Below are 19,771 nucleotides of genomic sequence, written 5' to 3' on the forward strand. Positions count from 1 at the left end.
GCGGGGGCTTTTCTTTCGGACTAATTGGTGTCGAAAGGCGACCGTCTGCTTGGCGTGCTCCATAATGTCGGTCGGCACGTTGTCGCAATCTACCAGCACGGCGACGTGAGATTCGTGCGGAAGTCCAGGTGTGCTCATGTGGATTGCTTCCTTGGCTTGGAAGGTTTCTTGCTCTGTGGTGGTTCTTCGAGCAAAGGGAGAAGAGTGTCCAGGCTGAGTCCATAGGCCAACACCGACAGCCCAGGCGACACGCCCCGGAGCCCGTCCAGCTTCTCCTGAGCTGTGAACGCCCTGCTATAGGTCACGTGGTGCTCGTCGTCCAGCTCGTGGCCGACCAACTGGGCGCGGAGCTCAGACACCACGCCCGCGCCTTGCAACTCTTGGATCAGGGTTTTGCGCAGCGAGTGGAAGCCTCGCTTGGCCGTGGGCCAGTTCTTGCCCACCTCGGCCAGGTGCCGGCTGAAGGCTTTGGAGATCCAGTTCCCCTGGCCGTTCTTGGCATCGGCTTTGGCCGCTGGGAACAAACGTTCCTGTCCTTGGGCGCGCGCCTGCTCGACCCAGTCCAGGAAGCCTAATGCGAGTAGGTCGGGGTGGATAGGCACGGTTCTCAAGCTCACGTCCGTCTTGACCTTCTGATGCTCTCCCTCATCTGAAATCTGGACGCAGGGGATGCCGCCATCAACCACCACGTCGGCAGTCAGCAGTTGGCCGACCTCCGAAGCGCGGGCGCCGGTATACAAGCCAATGAGGGACGCCCACCGTGCCGCCAAGGGCAGACCTTCGAAGGCGGCCGGCGCGAACAGGGCCTGGACCTGGTGGGCGTCGTAGGCTTTGAAGCCGAACTTGCGGCGGGCGCGCTTTTCCCGGGTGGAGTAGCTCACGTGTCCGGACGCGGGGTTGTCGCCCCGAGGGTAGTGGCCGGAGGCTTGGGCCCACTCAAAAAAACCTCCCCGCCCACCGATATACGACTGCTTGTTCGTGAGGGTCGGGGTGGAGGCTCCCTTCTCACGCATGTCCTGATACCACCGGGCCAGATCTGAGCGGGTGACCGTGTGCAGCTTGGTCTTCTCACCCAGGAAGCTGGTCAGCAGTTCGACAGCGGTCCGCTTGATGGTCCAGGTCTTGGGCAAAGTGCTGCCCTTGAGGCTGTTCAGCCAGGCGTCTCGGGCCTTCCCGAGCGTGATTGATTCGAGGGCGGGCTTTGTCGTCCGCCGTGGCGTCTGGAGGGGCGGCACGTGCTGATGAATCAGCTCCCCCAACGCGCTGGGCTGCGGGGCCGTCAACGCCATGAGTTGCTGGTAGAGCGTGACGTCCTCGGGCGTGTCGATCTGCCATTGCTCGGTGATCGACCCATCTGCCGAGCGCGTCCGATTCAGGGTCAACTCCTGCGGACGTTCGGTGCCGGTCAGGCGCGCCAGGAGCGCGTCCAGGTCGTCGTCTTGGCTTTGCATGCGTCGTTCCTTCAACACGGTGAAGACCTGAGCATAGCGGGCGGCCATCGTCAGCGCGCGCAACCTTGCCTCGCGCATGTCGTAGGTGTGCAGGGTGCGTTTGAAGGTCTGCCGACCGACGATAGGCTGCAAATCGACCGGCACACGCTGGCGATACGACCAGAGTCCGGACGGGGCTCGAACGAGATGATGAGGAATGCGCATGGGCGTCGTGTGTGTTCCGACTTGCGCAGCTGCAGCCAGTTTTTACGCTAACAAAAAACCCCTGATTTCTCAGGGGTTTGCGTATTCTGGCGGAGAGAGGGGGATTCGAACCCCCGAAGCGCGGTTTAGACGCTTACACACTTTCCAGGCGTGCTCCTTCAACCACTCGGACACCTCTCCGTGCCTGCCCGACCGTGGTCGAACAGGGCCGCAAATTCTAGCGGTCGCCGGCCCGTACCACAAGCTGAATCTTCCAGCCGCAGTCGCTGAGACCGGGCATGGCACAATATCGGCTCAAACAGAGCCGGTTGCCCGATGTCTTATCTCGTTCTCGCCCGCAAGTGGCGCCCGAAGCGTTTTGCCGAACTCGTAGGCCAGGAACACGTGGTCCGCGCGCTCAGTAACGCGCTCGACAGTGGGCGCGTGCATCACGCGTTCCTGTTCACCGGCACCCGTGGCGTGGGCAAGACCACCATCGCGCGCATCTTCGCCAAATCGCTCAATTGCGAGACCGGCACCAGTGCCGATCCCTGCGGGACGTGCCCGGCCTGCCTGGACATCGACGCCGGGCGCTACATCGACCTGTTGGAGATCGATGCCGCATCCAACACCGGCGTGGACGATGTGCGCGAGGTGATCGAAAACGCGCAGTACATGCCCTCGCGCGGCAAGTTCAAGGTCTACCTGATCGACGAAGTGCACATGCTGTCCAAGGCGGCGTTCAACGCGCTGCTGAAGACGCTGGAAGAGCCACCGGAGCACGTGAAGTTCCTGCTGGCCACCACCGACCCGCAAAAATTGCCGGTGACGGTGCTGTCGCGCTGCCTGCAGTTCAACCTCAAGCGATTGGACGAAGACCAGATTCAGGGGCAGATGACGCGCATCCTGGCCGCCGAACAGATCGAGTCGGATCCGTCGGCGATCGTGCAGCTTTCCAAGGCGGCCGATGGCTCGCTGCGCGATGGTCTGTCGCTGCTGGACCAGGCCATCGCCTATGCCGGCGGCGCGCTGCGCGAGGATGTGGTGCGCACCATGCTGGGTACGGTCGATCGCACCCAGGTCGGCGCGATGCTGCAGTCGCTCGCCGATGGCGATGGCGCGCGCCTGTTGCAGGTGGTGGCCGCGCTGGCCGAATTTTCGCCCGATTGGAGCGGTGTGCTGGAGGCCCTGGCCGAGGCCCTGCACCGGGTGCAGGTGCAGCAGTTGGTGCCATCGGTGGCCTTTGTCGGCGACGGGATCGACCCGACGCCGTTTGCGGCGCAGCTGCGGCCTGAAGTGGTGCAGCTGTGGTACCAGATGGCGCTCAACGGGCGACGCGACCTGTATCTGGCGCCCAGCCCGCGCGCCGGTTTCGAAATGGCAGTGCTGCGCATGCTTGCCTTCCGCCCCGCAGCGGCGGTGCCGGCTGGCGGCTCGGACGACGGTCGCGGTGCCACGGCGGGCGGTGGTGCGCGTTCTGGCGCTGCCGGCGGTCAGGCTGCTGCGCCGGCAGCGGCAGCGCCGGTGACGGCTGCGCCCGCCGTAGTGGCCGCGCCTGCTGCAGTGACGGATACGGTGCCGGCTGTGGCTGCGGAGGCGTCCTTGCCGGCATCAGCGACCCGGGCAACGCCGATTTCGGCTGCGGCTCCCGTTGTCGTGCTTGCCCCCCAAGAGTCTTCTTCGGCCAGCCGTGCGTCTGCAGCCAGTGCGCGTAATGATGACACGCCGCCGTGGGCAGTGGACGATGCGCCGGTGCGTGCGCAGGTCGCGCCGGCACCCGACACGATGGCCGTGCTTGCGCCTGAAGCGGCGATGGCTCCGCCATCTGCCCCCGCCGAGCTCGCGCACCCCGATGCGATTGCGTCTGACGCTGCGGTGGAGGCTCCGGCTTCGGTCGCAGTGTCGTCGCTTGTCGAGCCCTCGTCGCTTGAGGAGCCAGCGGTGGTCGCGCCATCGGCAACGGCAGGGGCTGCATCAGACTCGGCGACCGACGCGACGGCCCTGCTCGATGACGGCCGCATCGCCGATGCCGAGCAATGGCTGGAGCTGGTCACGCGCAGCGGCTTGAATGGCCCGTCGCGGCAGCTGGCCGCCAACGCCGCATTCATCGGCCATCGCGATGGCGTGCTGCGGCTGGCGCTGGCGCCTGGCTTCGAATATTTGAACTCCGAGCGCTCCATCGCCAACCTCGCGCAGGCGCTGGCACCGGTGTTGGGAAACCCGCCGCGCATCGTCATCGAAACCGGCAGCGCCGATGTCGAAACCTTGCACGAGCGTGCCAACCGCCAGAAAGGCGAGCGCCAGAGCGCGGCCGAAACAGCCTTCATGAACGACCCGACGGTGCAGTTGCTGATCCAGCAGCAAGGCGCGCGGATCGTGCCCGATTCCATCCGCCCTTACGACGAGTAACGACCCATGCGTGGAAATATTGCCCAACTGATGCAGCAGGCGCAGAAGATGCAGGAAAACCTGCAGCGCGCCCAGGAAGAACTGGCCAAGCTGGAAGTCATCGGCACTGCCGGTGGTGGCATGGTCAGCGTGACGCTGACCGGCGCCAAGGAGTGCCGCAAGGTGCGCATCGACCCGAGCATCCTCTCCGACCAGGAGATGGCCGAGGATCTGATCGCCGCCGCCTTCAACGACGCCTCCAACAAGATCGACGCCGAATCCAGGGACCGCATGGGCTCTGCGACCGCCGGCATGCAGTTGCCGCCGGGCATGAAGTTGCCGTTCTGAAAGGCAGGGAATCGGGGGTGGGGAATCGGGAATCGTAGAGCGAGCTGGCTTTGCTGTTGCGATTCCCCAATCTCGATTCCCGATTCCCGATTCCCGACCCAATGTCCACTTTGCTCGAACAACTGATCGAGGCCTTCCGGGTATTGCCCGGCGTGGGCCAGAAGTCGGCCCAGCGCATGGCCTATCACGTGCTCGAGCGCGAGCGCGAGGGTGGGCGGCGGCTGGCCGCTGCGTTGGGCAACGCGGTGGAAAAGGTGGGGCATTGCGTGCAATGCCGCGACTTCACCGAATCGGAAATCTGCAGCATTTGCGCCAGCAGCAGCCGCGACCGGCAGCAACTATGCGTGGTGGAGTCGCCGGCCGATCGCCTGGCGATCGAACATGCCACCGGCTACCGCGGGCTGTATTTCATTCTGCAGGGGCGCCTGTCGCCGCTGGATGGCATCGGCCCGCGCGAACTGGGGCTGGATCGGCTCGGCGAGCGTCTGGCTGCCGGCGAAGTGACCGAAATGATCATCGCCACCAATGCGACGGTCGAAGGCGAAGCCACGGCCCATTACCTGGCGCAACTGGCGCGCCAGCACGCAGTACGCCCAAGCCGGCTCGCCCAGGGCATGCCGCTGGGTGGCGAGCTGGAGTATGTGGACCGCGGCACCCTGTCGCACGCCTTCGGCACCCGCAGTGAGGTGCTTTGAGGGCGGGGAATCGGGAATGGGGAATCGGGAATCGGAGAAGCAAAGTCAGAAGCGCGCGCGGTAAGCTCTTGCGATTCCCCAATCCCGATTCCCTATTCCCATCCTATGACCGACACCATCTTCGGCAAAATCATTCGTCGCGAAATTCCGGCCACCATCGTTTACGAGGACGATGAGGTGCTGGGCTTCGAAGACATCGCGCCGCAGGCGCCGGTGCATGTGCTCTTCATTCCCAAGCAGCATGCCTTTCCGACCCTGGACGATGTGCCGCCGGAGCAGGCGCTGCTGGTTGGCAAGCTGGCCATCGCAGCGGCGACCTATGCGCGTGCGCAAGGGCTGGCGCAAGACGGCTACCGCATCGTGATGAATTGCCGCGAGCATGCCGGCCAGACGGTGTTCCATCTCCATCTGCATTTGCTGGCCGGTGCGCCGCTGGGCCGCTTCGGCACGCCTTGACGCGTCGTCGGATCGCGCGTTGCGCGCAAGCCGCGTCATGCAGCGATCGTCGTGCACAAACAAAAACGCCGCTCCCTGCGAGCGGCGTTTTTGCGAGTAACCCAGCTCAGCGGCGCATTACCACCAGCCGCGGCCCCAGCCCCAACCGCCGCCCCAGCGCGGGCCCCACGGGTCGCCCCACGGGCCATACGGGTAAGCCGGCACGACTTCCACGTCGCGCACGACCGGCCACAGGTAGACCACGTCGGCATTGACCTTGGGCAGCTTGTAGTCGTATTCGCCGATCTTGGTGGTTTCGTAGCCTTCGATCTTGCCGATGAAGGTCACTTCGCGGCCCGGCTCGAACACCGCCGGATCATAGAAGCCCGAGCGGCAGGCCAGGAAGCGGCCATCGCTGGCATCCACGGCATTACGGTCGGGGCGACCGCTGGCATTGAGCGGGCGCGAGATCAGCTCGAAGCAGGTCTGGCCCTGGCCAGGCGTGGTCTTGATGATCTTGCCACCCCAGCGCACGGACGTGCCGACCTGGGCGCTGGCAGTTGAATCACTCGGACTGACCGCGGGGAACTGGCCCTGCAGCGGCTTGGGTGCGGTGGCGCAGGCTGCGAGCCCGAGCACAGCGATAAGAGGAACAAGAAAACGGGTACTCATGAGGAAGCTCCGGTTCGCGGGCGATGCTGCAGCAAGTCTTTCAAGAGAGTGGCGCTGTCCGAATCAGCGCCAGCGTATCGCGCGGCAGCGAAACGTTGGCTGAGTGCCAACAGTGCCGTATTCGGGTGTGAGCGGGCGACACGTTGCGCCCACACACCGGCCGGTTCGTGCAGTTCACGGGCAAGGCCGAGCTTGCGGTAGCGGCGGCCCAGGCGGTGCCAGGCACGCAGCAACGGGTCGCGCTCACGTTCGCCACGTGCCAGCAGCCAACCCATCCACGCCAGCGCGCTTACCGCGAACACGCCGAAGATGGCGGCCAGCTGCGAGGTGTCCAGGCGATCGATGCCGAAGGGTTGCAGCAGCCGTTGCTGACGGTCGGCATCGAAGGACAGCACTAGCTCGTTCCAGCCGCGCCGCAGCCAGTCGCTGACCTGGCCCAGGCTGGCCCATGTGCCGAGGTCGGCGAAGTCGTTGCCGCCGCCGGCTTGCAGGCGATCTTCGAGGGTGTCGTAGATGCGTTCCGGCGCCACTGCGGCGGTGGGGTCCACGCGAACCCAGCCACGCCCGGCCAGCCAGACTTCGGCCCAGGCGTGCGCGTCCATGCGGCGTACCACCCAGTAATTGCCCAACCGGTTGTAGGTGCCGCCGGCATACCCGGTCACCACGCGCGCCGGGATGCCGGCCGCGCGCATCAGCACCACGAACGAGGAGCTGAAGTGTTCGCAGAAACCGGCCTTTTGCTGAAACAGGAACTCGTCGACGCTGTTGCGGCCGAGCAGCGGCGTGTCCAGCGTGTAGGCGAATTCTCGGGTGATCCACTGCAGTGCGCGCTGCACCACCGCATCGTCGTTGTTGCCGGCCTCGCCACGCCATTGCCGTGCCAGCGTCAGCGTACGCGGATTGAAACCGGGCGGCAGGGCAAGTGCACGCTTGCGCAACTGGTCGGGCAGGTCGGTATCGAAGCGTGTTGGCGGCGCCGATTGCAGGTCCCAGCGCGTCAGTGCGCTCAACGGCCGTTGCGCGAACAGTTCGTAGTCCGGCGATAACTCGGCGTTGGGCACGCCCTGGGTAGGCAGATCCAGCGACACCAGCTGGCGGCGATCGGTGGGCTCGTAATCCAGGCGATAACGGTAGGTTTGCGGACCTGCGGTGACCGAAGCGGGCTGACCGCGGCCGGTCCAGTGCGCGCGCTGCCAGGTGCGGCCGTCGAAGTCCCACATCACCGGGCCGCGCCAGTAGCGCTGTTGCGGCGGCGGCGCCTTGCCGGCAAATTGCACGCGCAAGGCCGGGCTGTCGTCGGCCATCAGGTCGATCCATTCGCCCGGCGACATGTTGTCCGACAGGCCAGGCCGGGATAGCGCGCGCTCGGGCACGCCCCACAGCGGCGCACTCAGCCGCGGCAGCAACCAGAACGTGGCCAGCGCCAGCGGCACGCCGATGGCAACCAGCTTGCCCATACTGCGCAATTGCAGGCGCAGGGCCGGCGTGGCGGTGTGCTGTTCTTCGTCGGCCAGCCGCTGCATGCTCAGCAAGGCGCTGACCACCGCCAACAATGCCAGGCCCATCGTTGCCGGGCCCTGGTCGAGCAGAAAGGCGGCAAACGGTGCGAACAACGCAAAACCCAACAGGCTGCGGGCATCGCGCAAGGTGCGCAGTTCGGAGGCCTTGATCGCCAGCATCGATGCCAGCACCGCGCAGCCGGTGTCGCGGCCAAAGCGCATGCCGATCTGCCAATACACCGCCGCCAGCATTGCGATCACCAACAACAGCCGCACCGGCGCCATCAAGGTGCCGCGCCAGCTCAGCACGCCGACCAGCACCGCCGCCACCGCGACAGTGGCCGCAAGCAGGCCGGGCAACTGCAACAGCAGCGGGGTCAAGGCCAGCCAACTGGTGGCCAGTACCCAGGCGCGGCTGGCCTGGCTGATCGGGGGCGAGGGCTCAGTCATGCGGAAGCAGGGCCAGGGCGCGTTGGCACAGGTGGTGGTGCGAAGGTCCTTGCGCGGGACCTAACGGTGGCTGGCCAGGCAACAGCAGGCGATACCGGCGCCCGTCGCGCTCGGCCAGGTTGACCCAGCGGGCAAGGCGCGCAATGCGGCGCTCGTACGGCAGCGCGCTGAGCGCCCGCCAGTCCAGTGTGACGTCGATTCCCAGCGGCTGTTCGTATTCGCGCACCAAGAGCGTGTCGCGCCGTGCCGAGTGTTTCCAGGAAATCGTGCGCGGAGCGTCGCCAGCGCGATACGGGCGCAGCTGGTGCAGCTCTTCGCCTTGCGCATGCAGACGCGTCTTGTTGGGCGAGCCCGTCCCCTCGGGCAACGCCGGACCCTGTTCTTCGGGCCGGGGGTAGGCCAGCAACGGCGTTTCCGGCCATACCCACGACCAGGCGCGCACCAGGCCCAGCGGCTGGGTGCTGGACAGGCGGATGCGCTCGATATCCTGCCAGCCGCGGCGCTCGGTCGGCACCAGCAGGTCGATCTCGGCCATGTCGTGCTCGATCAACGCACAGAAGCCGCTGCTGTCCAGATGATCCAGCCGCAGCCCGCGTCGTAAGCGGGTATCGCGGCGCGCCAGCGACACCCGCATGCGCAGCGGTTCGCCGGCGACCACCGGTTCGGCCGAGACCGCTTCGATACGCAGTGCCGATAGCTGCAGGTGCGCCATGATGCTGCTGGCGATCCCGGCCGTGGCCAGCAACAGCGCGAGCAGCAGCGCCGGATTGTTGTTGTAGTTCAGTGCGCCGAGCAGCATCGCCAGCAGTAACGCCGTGACGAACAGCCCGAAGCGGGTCGGCAACACATAGATGCGCCGCCGATCCAGCACGATCGGCAAGCCCTCCGCGCCCCGCGGCCGCGCCAGCAGGCTGAGTCGGCGGACGATGCCGCGCAGGTGCGCGCGCACCAGGTCAGTCCACCGGCACGCTGTGCAGCAGCGCCTTGGCCAGTGCCGGCCCGGACGACGATTCGGCTTCCGGCACCAGCCGGTGCCCGGCCACGGCCACAAACAGCGCCTGCACGTCTTCGGGCAGCACGTGCTCGCGCCCAAGCAGCAATGCGTAGGCCTTGGCCGCGCGCAGCAAGGCGATCCCAGCGCGTGGCGACAGGCCTACGCGCACCCCAGCATGCTGGCGGCTACGCAGCAACAGGGCCTGCACATAGCCGATCAGCGCATCGCTGGCATGGATCTGGTTGACCACCCCGCGCAGCGCGACCACGTCGGCGTCGCTCAGTTGCGGGGCGGCCTGGGCAATCAGTTCGCGCCGATCCGTACCCGACAGCAGCGCACGCTCGGCATCGGCGCTGGGGTAGCCCAGGCTCAGCCGCAGCAGAAAACGGTCCAGCTGCGAATCGGGCAGCGGAAAGGTGCCGGACAGATCGACCGGGTTCTGCGTGGCAATCACGAAAAACGGCTCCGGCAATGCATGCGTCACGCCATCCAGGGTCACCTGCTGCTCGGCCATTGCTTCCAGCAGCGCGCTCTGCGTACGCGGCGGGGCCCGGTTGATTTCGTCGGCCAGCAGCACGTTGGTGAACACCGGTCCGGGATGGAACTGGAACTGCCGCGAGGCGGCGTCGTAAACGGACACGCCCAGCACATCGGCCGGCAGCAGGTCGGAGGTGAACTGCACGCGCTGGAAGCCCAGCCCCAGGCTGGAGGCCATCGCGTGGGCGAGCGTGGTCTTGCCCAGGCCGGGCAGGTCCTCGATCAATAAATGTCCTCCGGACAACAAGGCCACGAATGCCAGCCGCACTTCCTGCGCCTTGCCCAGCAGCAGCGAATTGACCTGGTCCTGTGCGCGCCGCAGCGATTGGCGCAGCGCATCGGTTAGCATTTCCGTGGAACGCAGCGGTGTCGACATCACAATTCCGTAGGTGAAAAGAAGAGTGCACAGGGCAATGCAGGGGGACCAACGCGCACATCGCACCTTCGTGATCCTGTGGACACTGGCGACAGCCGTCAAGCTATTGATCGCCGCACGCTTGCCGCTCTTCGTTGACGAGGCCTTCTACTGGCAGGAAGGCCAGCATCTGGCGGCGGCGTATTCGGATCTGCCGGGCATGACCGCCTGGCTGGCGCGACTGGGCGTGGAGCTGGGCGGACATCATCTGCTGGCGCTGCGGCTACCGTTTCTGGCCATTTCCGCGCTGATTCCCTGGTTGATCGCGCATATCGCCACACGCTGGTTCGGCTCCACGATGGGGTGGCAAGCTGGCAGCCTGACCTTGCTGATGCCGCTGTCTGCAACGCTGGGCATTCTGGCCGTGCCGGATGTGCCGATGGCATTGGCGGCGGTGCTGTGCATGGATGCCGGGGCGCGCTTATTGCGCGAGGTCGATGCCACCAGCGCGCTGGAGCTCGCCATCGGCCTGGTCATCGGCGCGCTCAGCCACTACCGCTTTGTCGGGGTGATCGGGGTGGGCTGCATCGCATTGCTGTGCATCCCGCAGGGGCGTGCGGTGTTGCGCGACCCACGCATCTGGATGGCACTGACCGTCGGCGCGGTGAGCTGGCTGCCGCTGCTGTTCTGGAATACCGACCACGACGATGCCGGGTTGCGTTTTCAATTGGTCGACCGGCACCCGTGGCGGTTCCAGATCGGCGGGCTGTGGTTTGTGCTGATCCAGACGGTGGCGGTGACGCCGCTACTGGCCTGGGCGATGGTCAAGGTCGGTCTGGCCGGCACCCGCAGCGGCGGCGGCTCGCGCGCGCAGTGGCGCTATTTCGGTTTGCTCGGCGGCATTTCGACCGTGGCGATCTTCGTGCTGGGCTTCTTCAGCGATGCCGAGCGGATCAGCTTCCACTGGCCATTGCCCGGCTACCTGGCGTTGCTGGTGGCGGTGCCGGTGATCCTGATGCGCTGGCCGCATCCGCTGCGCCGCGCGGCGTGGCTCATCGCACTGCTGGGCATGCTTGGCGCATACGGCTACTACCTGGCGGTGTCGGTGCCGTCGATCCGCGCGCATGCCGCTGGCGAAAAGTACTACCCGCGCAACTTCGCCGGCTGGAACGATCTGGCCCATGCGGTCAAATCCCGATTGGCGCAGATGCCGCCAGGCACACGCGTGTTGGCAGAAAATTTCAAGGTTGGCGCCGAGCTCGGCTTCCAATTGCACGACGCCAAGATCGAGGTGCTGCCTGCCACGTTGAACGACAAGCACGGGCGCAGCGCGCAGCTGCAGCAGTGGGGCCTGCTCAGCGATGGCACGCGCACCGGACCACGGCTGCTGGTGCTCTCACCCAGCGATCAGCGCTATCGCGAGCTGTTGAAGCGCTACCACGCCATCTGCGACATGGTCGGCCCGCTGCCGCCGCCCACCGTGGTGTCCACCGATCACGGCTATCAGCGCTTTCTGCTGTTCGCACTGCCTGCGCAACGCCAGCCGGGCCCGTGCGTGGCCCCGGCGATGGCCTGGATCGATGCGCCGCTGCCGAAGGTCTCGGTGTCCGGCAAGTTTGAGGTGCGCGGCTGGGCCTTCAAGGATGGCGTCGGGCTGGCGAATGTCGAGCTGCTGCTCGACGGTCGCCCGGTCGCGCAGGCTAGGTACGGCACGCCGCTCGATGTGCGCCCATACTGGAAAATCTCCAACGACCCACAGCACCCCAACGTCGGCTTCACCGCCGCGCTCGACACCCACGCCTTGCCGCCCGGCACTCATTGGTTGGGGCTACGCCTGCACGGCCGCGACGGCAGCGTTGAAGATTGGTGGGAGCAACCACTTATTACTGTCAGAAATGATGCCCAGTTGCACCGATCGAGCGCCCGTTAGAGCGGTCGGCAAGAGTCGCCACGCTGTTCAAGCAAACTTCTACGTTGTCCTGTTTCTCGGGCCGAAGACGTAGGCTGTGGGTGAGGAGTGTTGCAACTCGATCAGAGATACTGAGCGAAAACGTTTGGCCGCGCTGGCGGTCGCCAAGATGCACCCATCAGGCCTTGTGCTTGGCTCCTCCGTCGTGACAGGGCCGGCGCTGGCCGACAAGGCAATAAAGGAAAAGCAATTGCAGCGCAAATATAGGGATTTATCCAGCGACTCCGGCCACCGGCTGGGAGCAGGCCGGGCTTGGAACAGGTTCTCGCGCCAGTTGCTGTTTGGTGCAAAGTGGTTCTATCTCGCGGTCGGAGTGCTGGCAATGGTCGCGCTGTCGCCCAAGGTGCTCTATGCCGATCCATGGCGATTCGCAAACAACCTGCTGAGCCAGCCTTGGCCGCGCAATGTACTTGCGGTGGATAACGGACATCGTGAGGTCCTGCCCAATCTGCTGCGTCTTGCCGAGCTCAGATGGTTTGATGGAAATCAATGGCTGCAGATCTGGGCGGGTGTTGCGCTGGCTTTGCTGACAGTGTGGATGCTGCTACGTCTGGTTCGGACTGAGCGTCTGGGTGCTATGGCGTACGCTGCCGCCGGGCTGGTTTGTACGCTAAGTGTTTTCTGGCTGGGAAACGAGCGGGCACTGGCGCATGCAAATGAGTCAGTGCATGTCTATCTGATTACCACGTTTCTGGTCGGCGGTTGTTGCTTGCTCGGTCGCGGTGGCGGTTGGTGGCGTGCCGTGCTTGCGGCACTGTGCGGGCTCGCAGCGACCTTCTGTTTTGGTGCGGGGATTGCCACGTTCGTTGCCTTGCTGGTGATGTTGTTGCTGCGGAGGGCGTCATGGCTCCAGTGGTGCATTGTGCTAACGGGCTTTTCTGTATCCCTGCTGCTGGTCGTGGGCTCTGGTGATGCGCACATGCAAAATGCGCGCGTCATCGCGCCACTTTCTCAGTTGGATATTGTGCTGCGTTGGCTGTCGGCGCCGTTTATCTATGCCTTGCTGCCACTGGTTGACGTGAGCGTTGCAGAAAAATTGCCGGTGGAATCATTGAGGGCAATGGCCGTTGCAATCTCACATGGGTACACATCGGTATTCGGCCCGGTCATGATCTCGGCCTGGCCGCACAGAGTGGTCGGGCTGTTGGGCGTAAGTGGGTTGATGGGCATTACCTACTCGCGCTGGCGTCAGCGGGCCGAATCGGCTGCAGAGCTGACGGCGATCTCAATGGCCTGGTTTGCGCTTGCCGTCGGAGCGGCAATCGCGTTGGCGCGGGCCGTGTATTTTCAGTCGTTTCCCGAGCAATTGCTCGCGGCGCGCTACTTGCCTTGGTCGGTCCTGTTCTGGAGCGGTCTATTGTTGTGGTCGTTCGTTCGGTATGGAAATTTGCACCCGCGCCGTGTCGCGTTGGCGGGCCTGGCGCTGGCCTGTTGCCTGGTGCCGAGCACGCTATGGATGGCGCTCCTTGCGCAGCGCATGCAGACTGCCGCCAACATGACGGCAACCGCAGCAGCGGCCGGCGTGATTGATGTCGATGCCATCCACGGAGAGACGGTTCTTGCGGAAGTTGCCGACGCGCTGCCGGTACTGAAGGCAGCAGATACGTCCATCTTCGCTTGGCCAGAAACGCGCTATCTGGAGGGCACGCAGGTCCCCACCGATCCAGTTGCCATCGACGATGTTGCTGCGACACCTGTCCGTAACCTCTTGAAAGATGCCTCGGCGGTTCGATTTGATTTCAAGGCAGAGACATCGGCATCGCGGCTGGTACTGGTATGCGATGAAGCTCCGCTAGGCATGGCAACGCGTGTGGGAGGGGCGCAGTGGGTTGGTTGGTCGGCACGCAGCGTTGCTCCCTCGTGTCTTCGTGCTTTCAAGGTAAGAAGGAGCGCCTGGTTTTAGGCTTGCCTTCGCGTCTGGTGGTTCAAGCGGTTGAATCGGTTCTGGCGCCCTGCTTGCCTGGCAGGTGAGGTCGTGCGCCCTTCTGAGTCATCGCTGTCGATCACTCAAGGCAGGTCGAATTCCGCCTCCCGTAGCAGCCGCGCCAGCGCGATCAACGGCAGGCCCACCAGGGCGGTGGGGTCCTGCGAGCGGATCGCGTCGAACAGGCTGATGCCGAGGCCTTCGCATTTGAAGCTGCCGGCGCAATCAAGGGCCGGTTCGGCGTCCAGGTAGCGTTCGATCTCGGCGGACGTCAGCGCGCGGAGCTGCACCTCGGTCAGGTCCAGCGCGTGCAGCTGGCGCTCCGGGCCGACCAGGCTGACGGCGGTATGGAAGCGTACGGTGTGACCAGACATGGCAGTCAGCTGCATTCGGGCCCGCTCGCGCGAGCCGGGTTTGCCCAGCGGCTGACCGTCCAGGTCGGCGACCTGATCCGAGCCGATCACCCAGGCAGCAGGGAAGCGGGCTGCCACCGCGGCGGCTTTTTCCGCGGCCAGGCGGCTGGCCATTGCGCTCGGGGATTCGCCCGGCTGCGCCTGCTCGTCGACCTCCGGCCGGACGGTGTCGAAGTCGAGTTGCAGACGGGCGAGCAGCTCACGCCGATAGACAGAGGTGGACGCAAGGATCAGGCGTGGCATCATGGCGCGCTACCGGGGTGGTCACGGGAGTCTGCCGTCCTGCGGCCCATGCGGCAATCGCATGAATGGGGTCATTTGACAGGGCTGCCGCGGGTCTTTAACATTCTGCGGCTTATGTCCGCGAACGTGCCCGAAATGCTGGATGCTTGGCGGATGGTCGCAGCGCGCAGGCGCTTCGATGGCCGCATCCCGCTATCTGCGATGACCCGCCTGCAGGGAAGCCTTGTCGATACCGATGGCGAATGTGTCTATTCGCTTCAATTCGATCAAGACCCTCTGCTCAAGGTCGCCTATGTCGAACTCAGTATCGATGTGGAGCTTCCGCTGGCCTGCCAGCGCAGCCTGCAACGCTTCCTGTATCCGGTGCAAATCAGACAGCGTCTTGGTTTGATCCGTGACGAGGCCGACGAAGCTGCATTGCCGGCCGAGTACGAAGCGTTGCTGGTACCGGAAGATGGCATGCTGCGGGCCGTCGACACGATCGAGGACGAACTGGTGCTGTCGGTGCCAGTGGTGCCGGTGGCGCCGGGCAGCGAAGCGGTCGACGCCGAATGGGTTCCGACCCAGGAAGAGCAGGACAAGGCCAGTCCGTTCGCGGCGCTGGCAGCGTTGAAGAAACAGTAACCGCCGCTGTTAAGGGCGGTAAGACAGGTCGACGCGGGCGTAGAGCGTGCTGTTCGACTCAACAGACAAGTTATCGAACTAAAGTTGGAGCAATCCCATGGCTGTGCAGAAATCCCGTGTCACCCCGTCCCGTCGCGGCCAGCGTCGTTCGCACGATGCCCTGACCGCCAAGCAGCTGTCGACCGACCCGACCAGCGGCGAGATCCATCTGCGCCATCACATCACCGCCGACGGTTACTACCGTGGCAAGAAGGTGATCGCGACCAAGTCGTCGGCCGTCCAAGAAGATTGATCCGTGGCGCCCGCCGCGTTCGACGCGGCCGGGTGACTCTCGCTTCTTCAGGAGCCGCCGGTCACCGCGGCTCTTGCAACAGGGAACAGTATGAGCAAGCGGATCTATTCCAGAATCGCGGGCACGGGTAGCTATTTGCCCGAAAAGGTGTTGACCAACGACGACATGTCGAAGATCGTCGACACCAGCGATGAATGGATCTTCTCGCGCACTGGCATCCGTGAACGTCACATCGTTGCCGACGACCAGACCACCAGCGATCTGGCGTATTTCGCCTCGCTGAAGGCGATGGAAGCGGCCGGTGTGACCGCCGACGAGATCGATCTGATCGTCATCGGCACCACCACCCCGGACCTGATCTTTCCGTCGACCGCCTGCTTGTTGCAGGCCCGGCTGGGTAACGTCGGTTGCGGTGCGATGGACGTCAACGCTGCCTGCTCGGGTTTTGTCTACGCGCTCAGCGTGGCCGACAAGTTCGTGCGCAGTGGCGACGCCAAGACCGTGCTGGTGGTGGGCGCAGAAACCCTGACCCGCATCGTCGACTGGACCGATCGCACCACCTGCGTGCTGTTCGGCGATGGTGCCGGCGCGGTGATCCTCAAGGCCGACGAAGAAACCGGCATCCTCAGCACCCATTTGCACGCCGATGGCAGCAAGAAAGAACTGCTGTGGGACCCGGTTGGGGTCTCGGTGGGCTTCGGCGAAGGCAAGAATGGCGGCGGCGCGTTGCTGATGAAGGGCAACGACGTCTTCAAGTATGCGGTCAAGGCGCTGGACTCGGTGGTCGATGAGACCCTGGCGGCCAATGGCTTCGACAAGCACGACCTGGATTGGCTGATTCCGCATCAGGCCAACCTGCGCATCATCGAAGCCACCGCCAAGCGGCTGGAGCTGCCGATGGATCAGGTGGTCGTCACCGTGGATCGCCATGGCAATACGTCGTCTGCGTCGGTGCCGCTGGCGCTGGACGAGGCGGTGCGCTCCGGTCGCGTGCAGCGCGGCCAGTTGCTGTTGCTGGAAGCCTTCGGCGGCGGGTTTACCTGGGGCTCGGCGCTGCTGCGCTACTGACGTTTCTGCGTCCTGCGCCGAGCAGGTGCGCACGTCCACTCACGCGGATGCGTGCATGGCGGGACACTCGTCTTTCCTTGCGATGGTGGCAATCTTGCCGCCTGGGGCCTGTGTAGGTTTCCGGAGCGCTTGAATTCCGTGAAGGGTAGCGCCCGGTTTTAGGTCACGTGAGTGGCTTGATTCGCTGGATGCGACCTGTCTGCGGGCCGGGGCGTCGGACAGGCCGGCCGGCAAGTAAAGTCTGCGCATGCACCCCGCCCACGACCCCGTTTTCGTCGCCTTGCTCACTGGCAGTTACCAGCGGTTTGCAGGCCGCCCGCTGGTCGCAGATCGACAGATCGAGCCCGATTGGCTGTATCGCGATGCGCCGTTCGCCCTGCTTGCGCACGATATCGCGGCAGATCCGCGGTTTGTCTATGCGAACCAGGCGGCGCAGCGCGTATTCGGCTACAACTGGGGCGAGTTCGTCGGCATGCCATCGCGGCTATCGGCAGAATTGCCGGAACGCGCGGAACGTCAGCGTTTGCTCGATGCGGTCACCCGCGATGGCGTCGTCAGGAACTACGCGGGTGTGCGGATCGCGAAGGATGGTTCCCGCTTCCGGATCGCCGACGGTGTGGTCTGGCAACTCGTCGATGAGGACGGGATGCTGCGTGGACAAGCGGCAACATTCCCATTGCCAGGGTAGACGAGGCGCAGGTGGCAGCACCGGGTGCGCCTGGCCCTTCACTTCCTCGCCCGCCGGCCTTGCGGGCGCTGGCCGCGCCGCCTTTGCCGGCAACGCTTTCACCATTGAACCCGAATAGCGGCGCGTCAGCGCGACGGTTGCCGTTGCGCGCGCCCGGCCCGACCAGGCCCGGTGTGCGGTTTCGCGACGTCGCGACACGTTCGCGGAGCCTTCTGCATACGCGGCAGTACAGACGCCGGGGCGATTTCGCACGTATGATCCCGGCTCGATTTTTGTAGGCAGCAACGCGTGACCGAATCCACTCTCGCCTTCGTGTTTCCCGGCCAGGGCTCGCAGTCCTTAGGCATGCTGGCCGAACTGTCCGAACTGCACCCGCAGATTCGTGAAACGTTCGCCGAAGCCTCCGAGGGCGCCGGCGTCGACTTGTGGGCATTGTCCCAGGGCGGCCCGGAAGAAATGCTCAATCGCACTGAATACACCCAGCCCGCCTTGTTGGCTGCGGGCGTGGCGGTGTGGCGTCTGTGGACTGCCCAGCGCGGGCAGCGCCCGACGCTGCTGGCGGGACACAGCCTGGGCGAATACACCGCGCTGGTCGCGGCTGGCGCCCTGTCGTTGCACGATGGTGCGCATCTGGTGCGGTTGCGCGGCCAGTTCATGCAGGCTGCGGCACCGGCGGGCGTTGGCGCGATGGCTGCGGTGCTGGGCGCCGAAGACGCCGTGGTGCAGGAGGTCTGTGACCAGGCGTCCGGTAGCGACGTGGTGGTGCCGGCCAACTTCAATTCGCCCGGTCAGATCGTGATCGGCGGCCACGCTGCGGCGGTGGATCGCGCGTTGGCGCTGCTGGCCGAGCGCGGCGTGCGCAAGGCGGTCAAGCTGGCAGTGAGCGTGCCCTCGCATACCCCGCTGATGCGCGATGCCGCCAATCAGCTTGGCGAGGCGATGGCCGGGCTGACCTGGCACGCCCCGCAGATTCCGGTGGTGCAGAACGTGGACGCGCGCGTGCATGAGGGCAACACGGCCATCCGCCAGGCCTTGGTGGAGCAGCTCTACCTGCCGGTGCAATGGACCGGCTGCGTGCAGGCGCTCGCCAGCCAGGGCATCACCCGCATTGCCGAATGCGGCCCGGGCAAGGTGCTGAGCGGGCTGATCAAGCGTATCGACAAGAGCCTGGACGCGCGGCCGCTGGCAACGCCTGCCGACTATGCCGGCGCGCTCGACGCGTGGGTGCACTGATCCAACGCCGCTGCCGGCCGTGCCGGCATCCCTCGACGTTCGCGGCCACGGTTGCGGCGTCCCCCATCGAGGAACAGCAATCATGAGCAAGCCCCTGCAGGGCGAAATCGCCCTCGTCACCGGCGCCAGTCGCGGCATCGGTGCGGCCATTGCCGATACCCTGGCCGCCCAGGGCGCCACGGTCATCGGCACCGCCACCTCGGCCTCCGGCGCCGCGGCGATCGGCGAGCGTCTGGCCGCCCACGGCGGACACGGCCGTGAGTTGAACGTCACCGACGCGACTGCAGTCGATGGCCTGATCGATGCCATCGGCAAGGAGTTCGGCGCCATCTCGATCCTGGTCAACAACGCCGGCATCACCCGCGACAATCTGTTGATGCGGATGAAGGACGACGACTGGCAGGCGATCATCGACACCAACCTGACCAGCGTGTTCCGCACCTCCAAGGCGGTCATGCGCGGCATGATGAAGGCGCGCAAGGGTCGCATCATCAATATCGCCTCGGTGGTGGGCGTGACCGGTAATCCTGGCCAGACCAACTATGCCGCCGCCAAGGCCGGCATCATCGCGTTTTCCAAATCGCTGGCCAAGGAAATCGGCTCGCGCGGGGTGACCGTGAATGTGGTGGCGCCCGGTTTCATCGATACCGACATGACCAAGGCGCTGCCGGACGAGGCCAGGACCGCCTTGCTGCAGCAGATTGCGCTGGGCCATCTTGGCGAGCCGGAAGACATCGCCAATGCGGTGGCGTTTCTGGCCGGCCCGACGGCCCGCTACATCACCGGTGAGACCCTGCACGTCAACGGTGGCATGTACATGCCGTAAGCGTGCGGCGCCGGGAGGCGCTAAGTGGCTGATCGGCCGGGAGTTGTGATGCAATGCAAGGCCCGGTCGCTTCCACTACACTATCCAACGCGGCCATCGCAGCGGCGATGGCGTTTTGTGAGTCCCTCACAGGAGCACCGCACATCCGTGTGCGGGGATCCTAAAACTCGAACCACCACTACTCCAGCTGGAGCGATATCCCCAATGAGCACCATCGAAGAACGCGTCAAGAAAATCGTCGTCGAACAACTCGGCGTCAAGGAAGAGGAAGTCACCACCAGCGCATCGTTCGTCGATGATCTGGGTGCCGACTCGCTGGACACCGTCGAGCTGGTGATGGCGCTGGAAGAAGAGTTCGAGTGCGAGATCCCGGACGAAGAGGCCGAGAAGATCACCTCGGTGCAGCAGGCGATCGACTACGTCAAGGCTCACGTCAAGAGCTGATGCGTTGTTCCTGATCGTGGCGGCGTGCATCGAGCCGCTG

The 19,771-nt window shown here is 65.1% G+C and carries 19 protein-coding genes and 1 tRNA gene; 13 read left to right on the forward strand and 7 right to left on the reverse strand.

The features are described 5' to 3' along the window. Window positions 1-134 precede the first annotated feature (134 nt). On the reverse strand, window positions 135-1,655 hold the full coding sequence (locus tag HLH45_RS10300; RefSeq protein WP_033478861.1) for a site-specific integrase: 1,521 nt from the start codon (window positions 1,653-1,655) through the stop codon (window positions 135-137). 87 nt (window positions 1,656-1,742) lie between these two features. After that, window positions 1,743-1,835, reverse strand: a tRNA-Ser gene (locus HLH45_RS10305). Window positions 1,836-1,970: 135 nt separating this feature from the next. Here HLH45_RS10305 and dnaX point away from each other — a divergent pair. The 4 genes from dnaX to HLH45_RS10325 all read left to right on the forward strand — a co-directional run bounded on the left by dnaX (window position 1,971) and on the right by HLH45_RS10325 (window position 5,521). After that, a complete protein-coding gene (dnaX, locus tag HLH45_RS10310; RefSeq protein WP_046931839.1) occupies window positions 1,971-4,043 on the forward strand; it encodes a DNA polymerase III subunit gamma/tau in 2,073 nt (690 codons plus the stop codon). Window positions 4,044-4,049: 6 nt separating this feature from the next. Then, window positions 4,050-4,370 carry a YbaB/EbfC family nucleoid-associated protein gene (locus tag HLH45_RS10315; RefSeq protein ID WP_008571620.1) on the forward strand — a complete coding sequence of 107 codons (321 nt, stop codon included), beginning with the start codon at window positions 4,050-4,052 and terminating at the stop codon, window positions 4,368-4,370. Between the two features lie 101 nt (window positions 4,371-4,471). After that, window positions 4,472-5,065, forward strand: a complete 594-nt coding sequence (gene recR, locus HLH45_RS10320; protein WP_008571619.1) for a recombination mediator RecR — start codon at window positions 4,472-4,474, stop codon at window positions 5,063-5,065. Between the two features lie 105 nt (window positions 5,066-5,170). Next, window positions 5,171-5,521, forward strand: coding sequence for a histidine triad nucleotide-binding protein (locus HLH45_RS10325; protein WP_008571618.1), 351 nt, complete (start codon window positions 5,171-5,173; stop codon window positions 5,519-5,521). Window positions 5,522-5,638: 117 nt separating this feature from the next. Here the strand turns inward: HLH45_RS10325 and HLH45_RS10330 are convergent, their stop codons facing one another. The 4 genes from HLH45_RS10330 to HLH45_RS10345 are packed head-to-tail and all read right to left on the reverse strand — an operon-like array spanning window position 5,639 to window position 10,028. Further along, window positions 5,639-6,172 carry a Slp family lipoprotein gene (locus tag HLH45_RS10330; RefSeq protein ID WP_007968994.1) on the reverse strand — a complete coding sequence of 178 codons (534 nt, stop codon included), beginning with the start codon at window positions 6,170-6,172 and terminating at the stop codon, window positions 5,639-5,641. Beyond that, entirely contained in the window at window positions 6,169-8,121 is a 1,953-nt protein-coding gene (locus HLH45_RS10335; RefSeq protein ID WP_008571616.1) for a transglutaminase TgpA family protein, read from the reverse strand. The genes HLH45_RS10330 and HLH45_RS10335 overlap by 4 nt, the downstream gene beginning before the upstream one ends. Beyond that, window positions 8,114-9,070, reverse strand: coding sequence for a DUF58 domain-containing protein (locus tag HLH45_RS10340; RefSeq protein WP_008571614.1), 957 nt, complete (start codon window positions 9,068-9,070; stop codon window positions 8,114-8,116). The genes HLH45_RS10335 and HLH45_RS10340 overlap by 8 nt, the downstream gene beginning before the upstream one ends. Before the next feature lie 4 nt (window positions 9,071-9,074). Then, on the reverse strand, window positions 9,075-10,028 hold the full coding sequence (locus tag HLH45_RS10345; RefSeq protein ID WP_031421433.1) for an AAA family ATPase: 954 nt from the start codon (window positions 10,026-10,028) through the stop codon (window positions 9,075-9,077). A gap of 37 nt (window positions 10,029-10,065) precedes the next feature. On the opposite strand from HLH45_RS10345, the gene HLH45_RS10350 reads away from it, so the two are divergent. Together HLH45_RS10350 and HLH45_RS10355 are read left to right on the forward strand one after the other, a co-directional pair. Beyond that, on the forward strand, window positions 10,066-11,937 hold the full coding sequence (locus tag HLH45_RS10350) for an ArnT family glycosyltransferase (protein WP_008571612.1): 1,872 nt from the start codon (window positions 10,066-10,068) through the stop codon (window positions 11,935-11,937). Window positions 11,938-12,061: 124 nt separating this feature from the next. Continuing rightward, entirely contained in the window at window positions 12,062-13,879 is a 1,818-nt protein-coding gene (locus HLH45_RS10355) for a hypothetical protein (protein ID WP_008571611.1), read from the forward strand. A 104-nt stretch (window positions 13,880-13,983) separates the two neighbouring features. On the opposite strand, the gene HLH45_RS10360 is transcribed toward HLH45_RS10355, so the two are convergent. Next, a complete protein-coding gene (locus tag HLH45_RS10360; protein ID WP_008571610.1) occupies window positions 13,984-14,559 on the reverse strand; it encodes a Maf family protein in 576 nt (191 codons plus the stop codon). A gap of 111 nt (window positions 14,560-14,670) precedes the next feature. Here HLH45_RS10360 and HLH45_RS10365 point away from each other — a divergent pair, with 111 nt between their 5' ends. The 7 genes from HLH45_RS10365 (at window position 14,671) to acpP (ending at window position 19,731) form a co-directional block, all read left to right on the forward strand. Continuing rightward, complete coding sequence (locus tag HLH45_RS10365) at window positions 14,671-15,180, forward strand: YceD family protein (protein WP_008571609.1); 510 nt, start codon at window positions 14,671-14,673, stop codon at window positions 15,178-15,180. Between the two features lie 97 nt (window positions 15,181-15,277). Further along, window positions 15,278-15,472: a 50S ribosomal protein L32 gene (gene rpmF, locus HLH45_RS10370; RefSeq protein WP_003483870.1), complete on the forward strand. Its 195-nt coding sequence runs from the start codon at window positions 15,278-15,280 to the stop codon at window positions 15,470-15,472. A gap of 90 nt (window positions 15,473-15,562) precedes the next feature. Further along, window positions 15,563-16,540 carry a beta-ketoacyl-ACP synthase III gene (locus HLH45_RS10375; protein ID WP_008571607.1) on the forward strand — a complete coding sequence of 326 codons (978 nt, stop codon included), beginning with the start codon at window positions 15,563-15,565 and terminating at the stop codon, window positions 16,538-16,540. A 247-nt stretch (window positions 16,541-16,787) separates the two neighbouring features. Then, a complete protein-coding gene (locus HLH45_RS10380) occupies window positions 16,788-17,228 on the forward strand; it encodes an MEKHLA domain-containing protein (RefSeq protein ID WP_008571606.1) in 441 nt (146 codons plus the stop codon). 288 nt (window positions 17,229-17,516) lie between these two features. Continuing rightward, window positions 17,517-18,461, forward strand: coding sequence for an ACP S-malonyltransferase (fabD, locus tag HLH45_RS10385; RefSeq protein WP_033478521.1), 945 nt, complete (start codon window positions 17,517-17,519; stop codon window positions 18,459-18,461). Window positions 18,462-18,543: 82 nt separating this feature from the next. After that, window positions 18,544-19,287, forward strand: a complete 744-nt coding sequence (gene fabG, locus HLH45_RS10390; protein WP_008571604.1) for a 3-oxoacyl-ACP reductase FabG — start codon at window positions 18,544-18,546, stop codon at window positions 19,285-19,287. Window positions 19,288-19,491: 204 nt separating this feature from the next. Next, entirely contained in the window at window positions 19,492-19,731 is a 240-nt protein-coding gene (acpP, locus tag HLH45_RS10395) for an acyl carrier protein (protein WP_002814322.1), read from the forward strand. The last annotated feature ends 40 nt before the right edge of the window (window positions 19,732-19,771 follow it).

It is taken from the genome of Xanthomonas euvesicatoria (genome assembly GCF_013112235.1).
GTDB lineage: Bacteria > Pseudomonadota > Gammaproteobacteria > Xanthomonadales > Xanthomonadaceae > Xanthomonas > Xanthomonas euvesicatoria.

Bases quoted from the DNA above. Each gene is read 5' to 3' on its own strand.
- HLH45_RS10300 (WP_033478861.1), bottom strand. From the start codon at position 1,655: ATGCGCATTCCTCATCATCTCGTTCGAGCCCCGTCCGGACTCTGGTCG.
- dnaX (WP_046931839.1), top strand. From the start codon at position 1,971: ATGTCTTATCTCGTTCTCGCCCGCAAGTGGCGCCCGAAGCGTTTTGCC.
- HLH45_RS10315 (WP_008571620.1), top strand. From the start codon at position 4,050: ATGCGTGGAAATATTGCCCAACTGATGCAGCAGGCGCAGAAGATGCAG.
- recR (WP_008571619.1), top strand. From the start codon at position 4,472: ATGTCCACTTTGCTCGAACAACTGATCGAGGCCTTCCGGGTATTGCCC.
- HLH45_RS10325 (WP_008571618.1), top strand. From the start codon at position 5,171: ATGACCGACACCATCTTCGGCAAAATCATTCGTCGCGAAATTCCGGCC.
- HLH45_RS10330 (WP_007968994.1), bottom strand. From the start codon at position 6,172: ATGAGTACCCGTTTTCTTGTTCCTCTTATCGCTGTGCTCGGGCTCGCA.
- HLH45_RS10335 (WP_008571616.1), bottom strand. From the start codon at position 8,121: ATGACTGAGCCCTCGCCCCCGATCAGCCAGGCCAGCCGCGCCTGGGTA.
- HLH45_RS10345 (WP_031421433.1), bottom strand. From the start codon at position 10,028: ATGTCGACACCGCTGCGTTCCACGGAAATGCTAACCGATGCGCTGCGC.
- HLH45_RS10350 (WP_008571612.1), top strand. From the start codon at position 10,066: ATGCAGGGGGACCAACGCGCACATCGCACCTTCGTGATCCTGTGGACA.
- HLH45_RS10360 (WP_008571610.1), bottom strand. From the start codon at position 14,559: ATGATGCCACGCCTGATCCTTGCGTCCACCTCTGTCTATCGGCGTGAG.
- HLH45_RS10365 (WP_008571609.1), top strand. From the start codon at position 14,671: ATGTCCGCGAACGTGCCCGAAATGCTGGATGCTTGGCGGATGGTCGCA.
- rpmF (WP_003483870.1), top strand. From the start codon at position 15,278: ATGGCTGTGCAGAAATCCCGTGTCACCCCGTCCCGTCGCGGCCAGCGT.
- HLH45_RS10375 (WP_008571607.1), top strand. From the start codon at position 15,563: ATGAGCAAGCGGATCTATTCCAGAATCGCGGGCACGGGTAGCTATTTG.
- HLH45_RS10380 (WP_008571606.1), top strand. From the start codon at position 16,788: ATGCACCCCGCCCACGACCCCGTTTTCGTCGCCTTGCTCACTGGCAGT.
- fabG (WP_008571604.1), top strand. From the start codon at position 18,544: ATGAGCAAGCCCCTGCAGGGCGAAATCGCCCTCGTCACCGGCGCCAGT.
- acpP (WP_002814322.1), top strand. From the start codon at position 19,492: ATGAGCACCATCGAAGAACGCGTCAAGAAAATCGTCGTCGAACAACTC.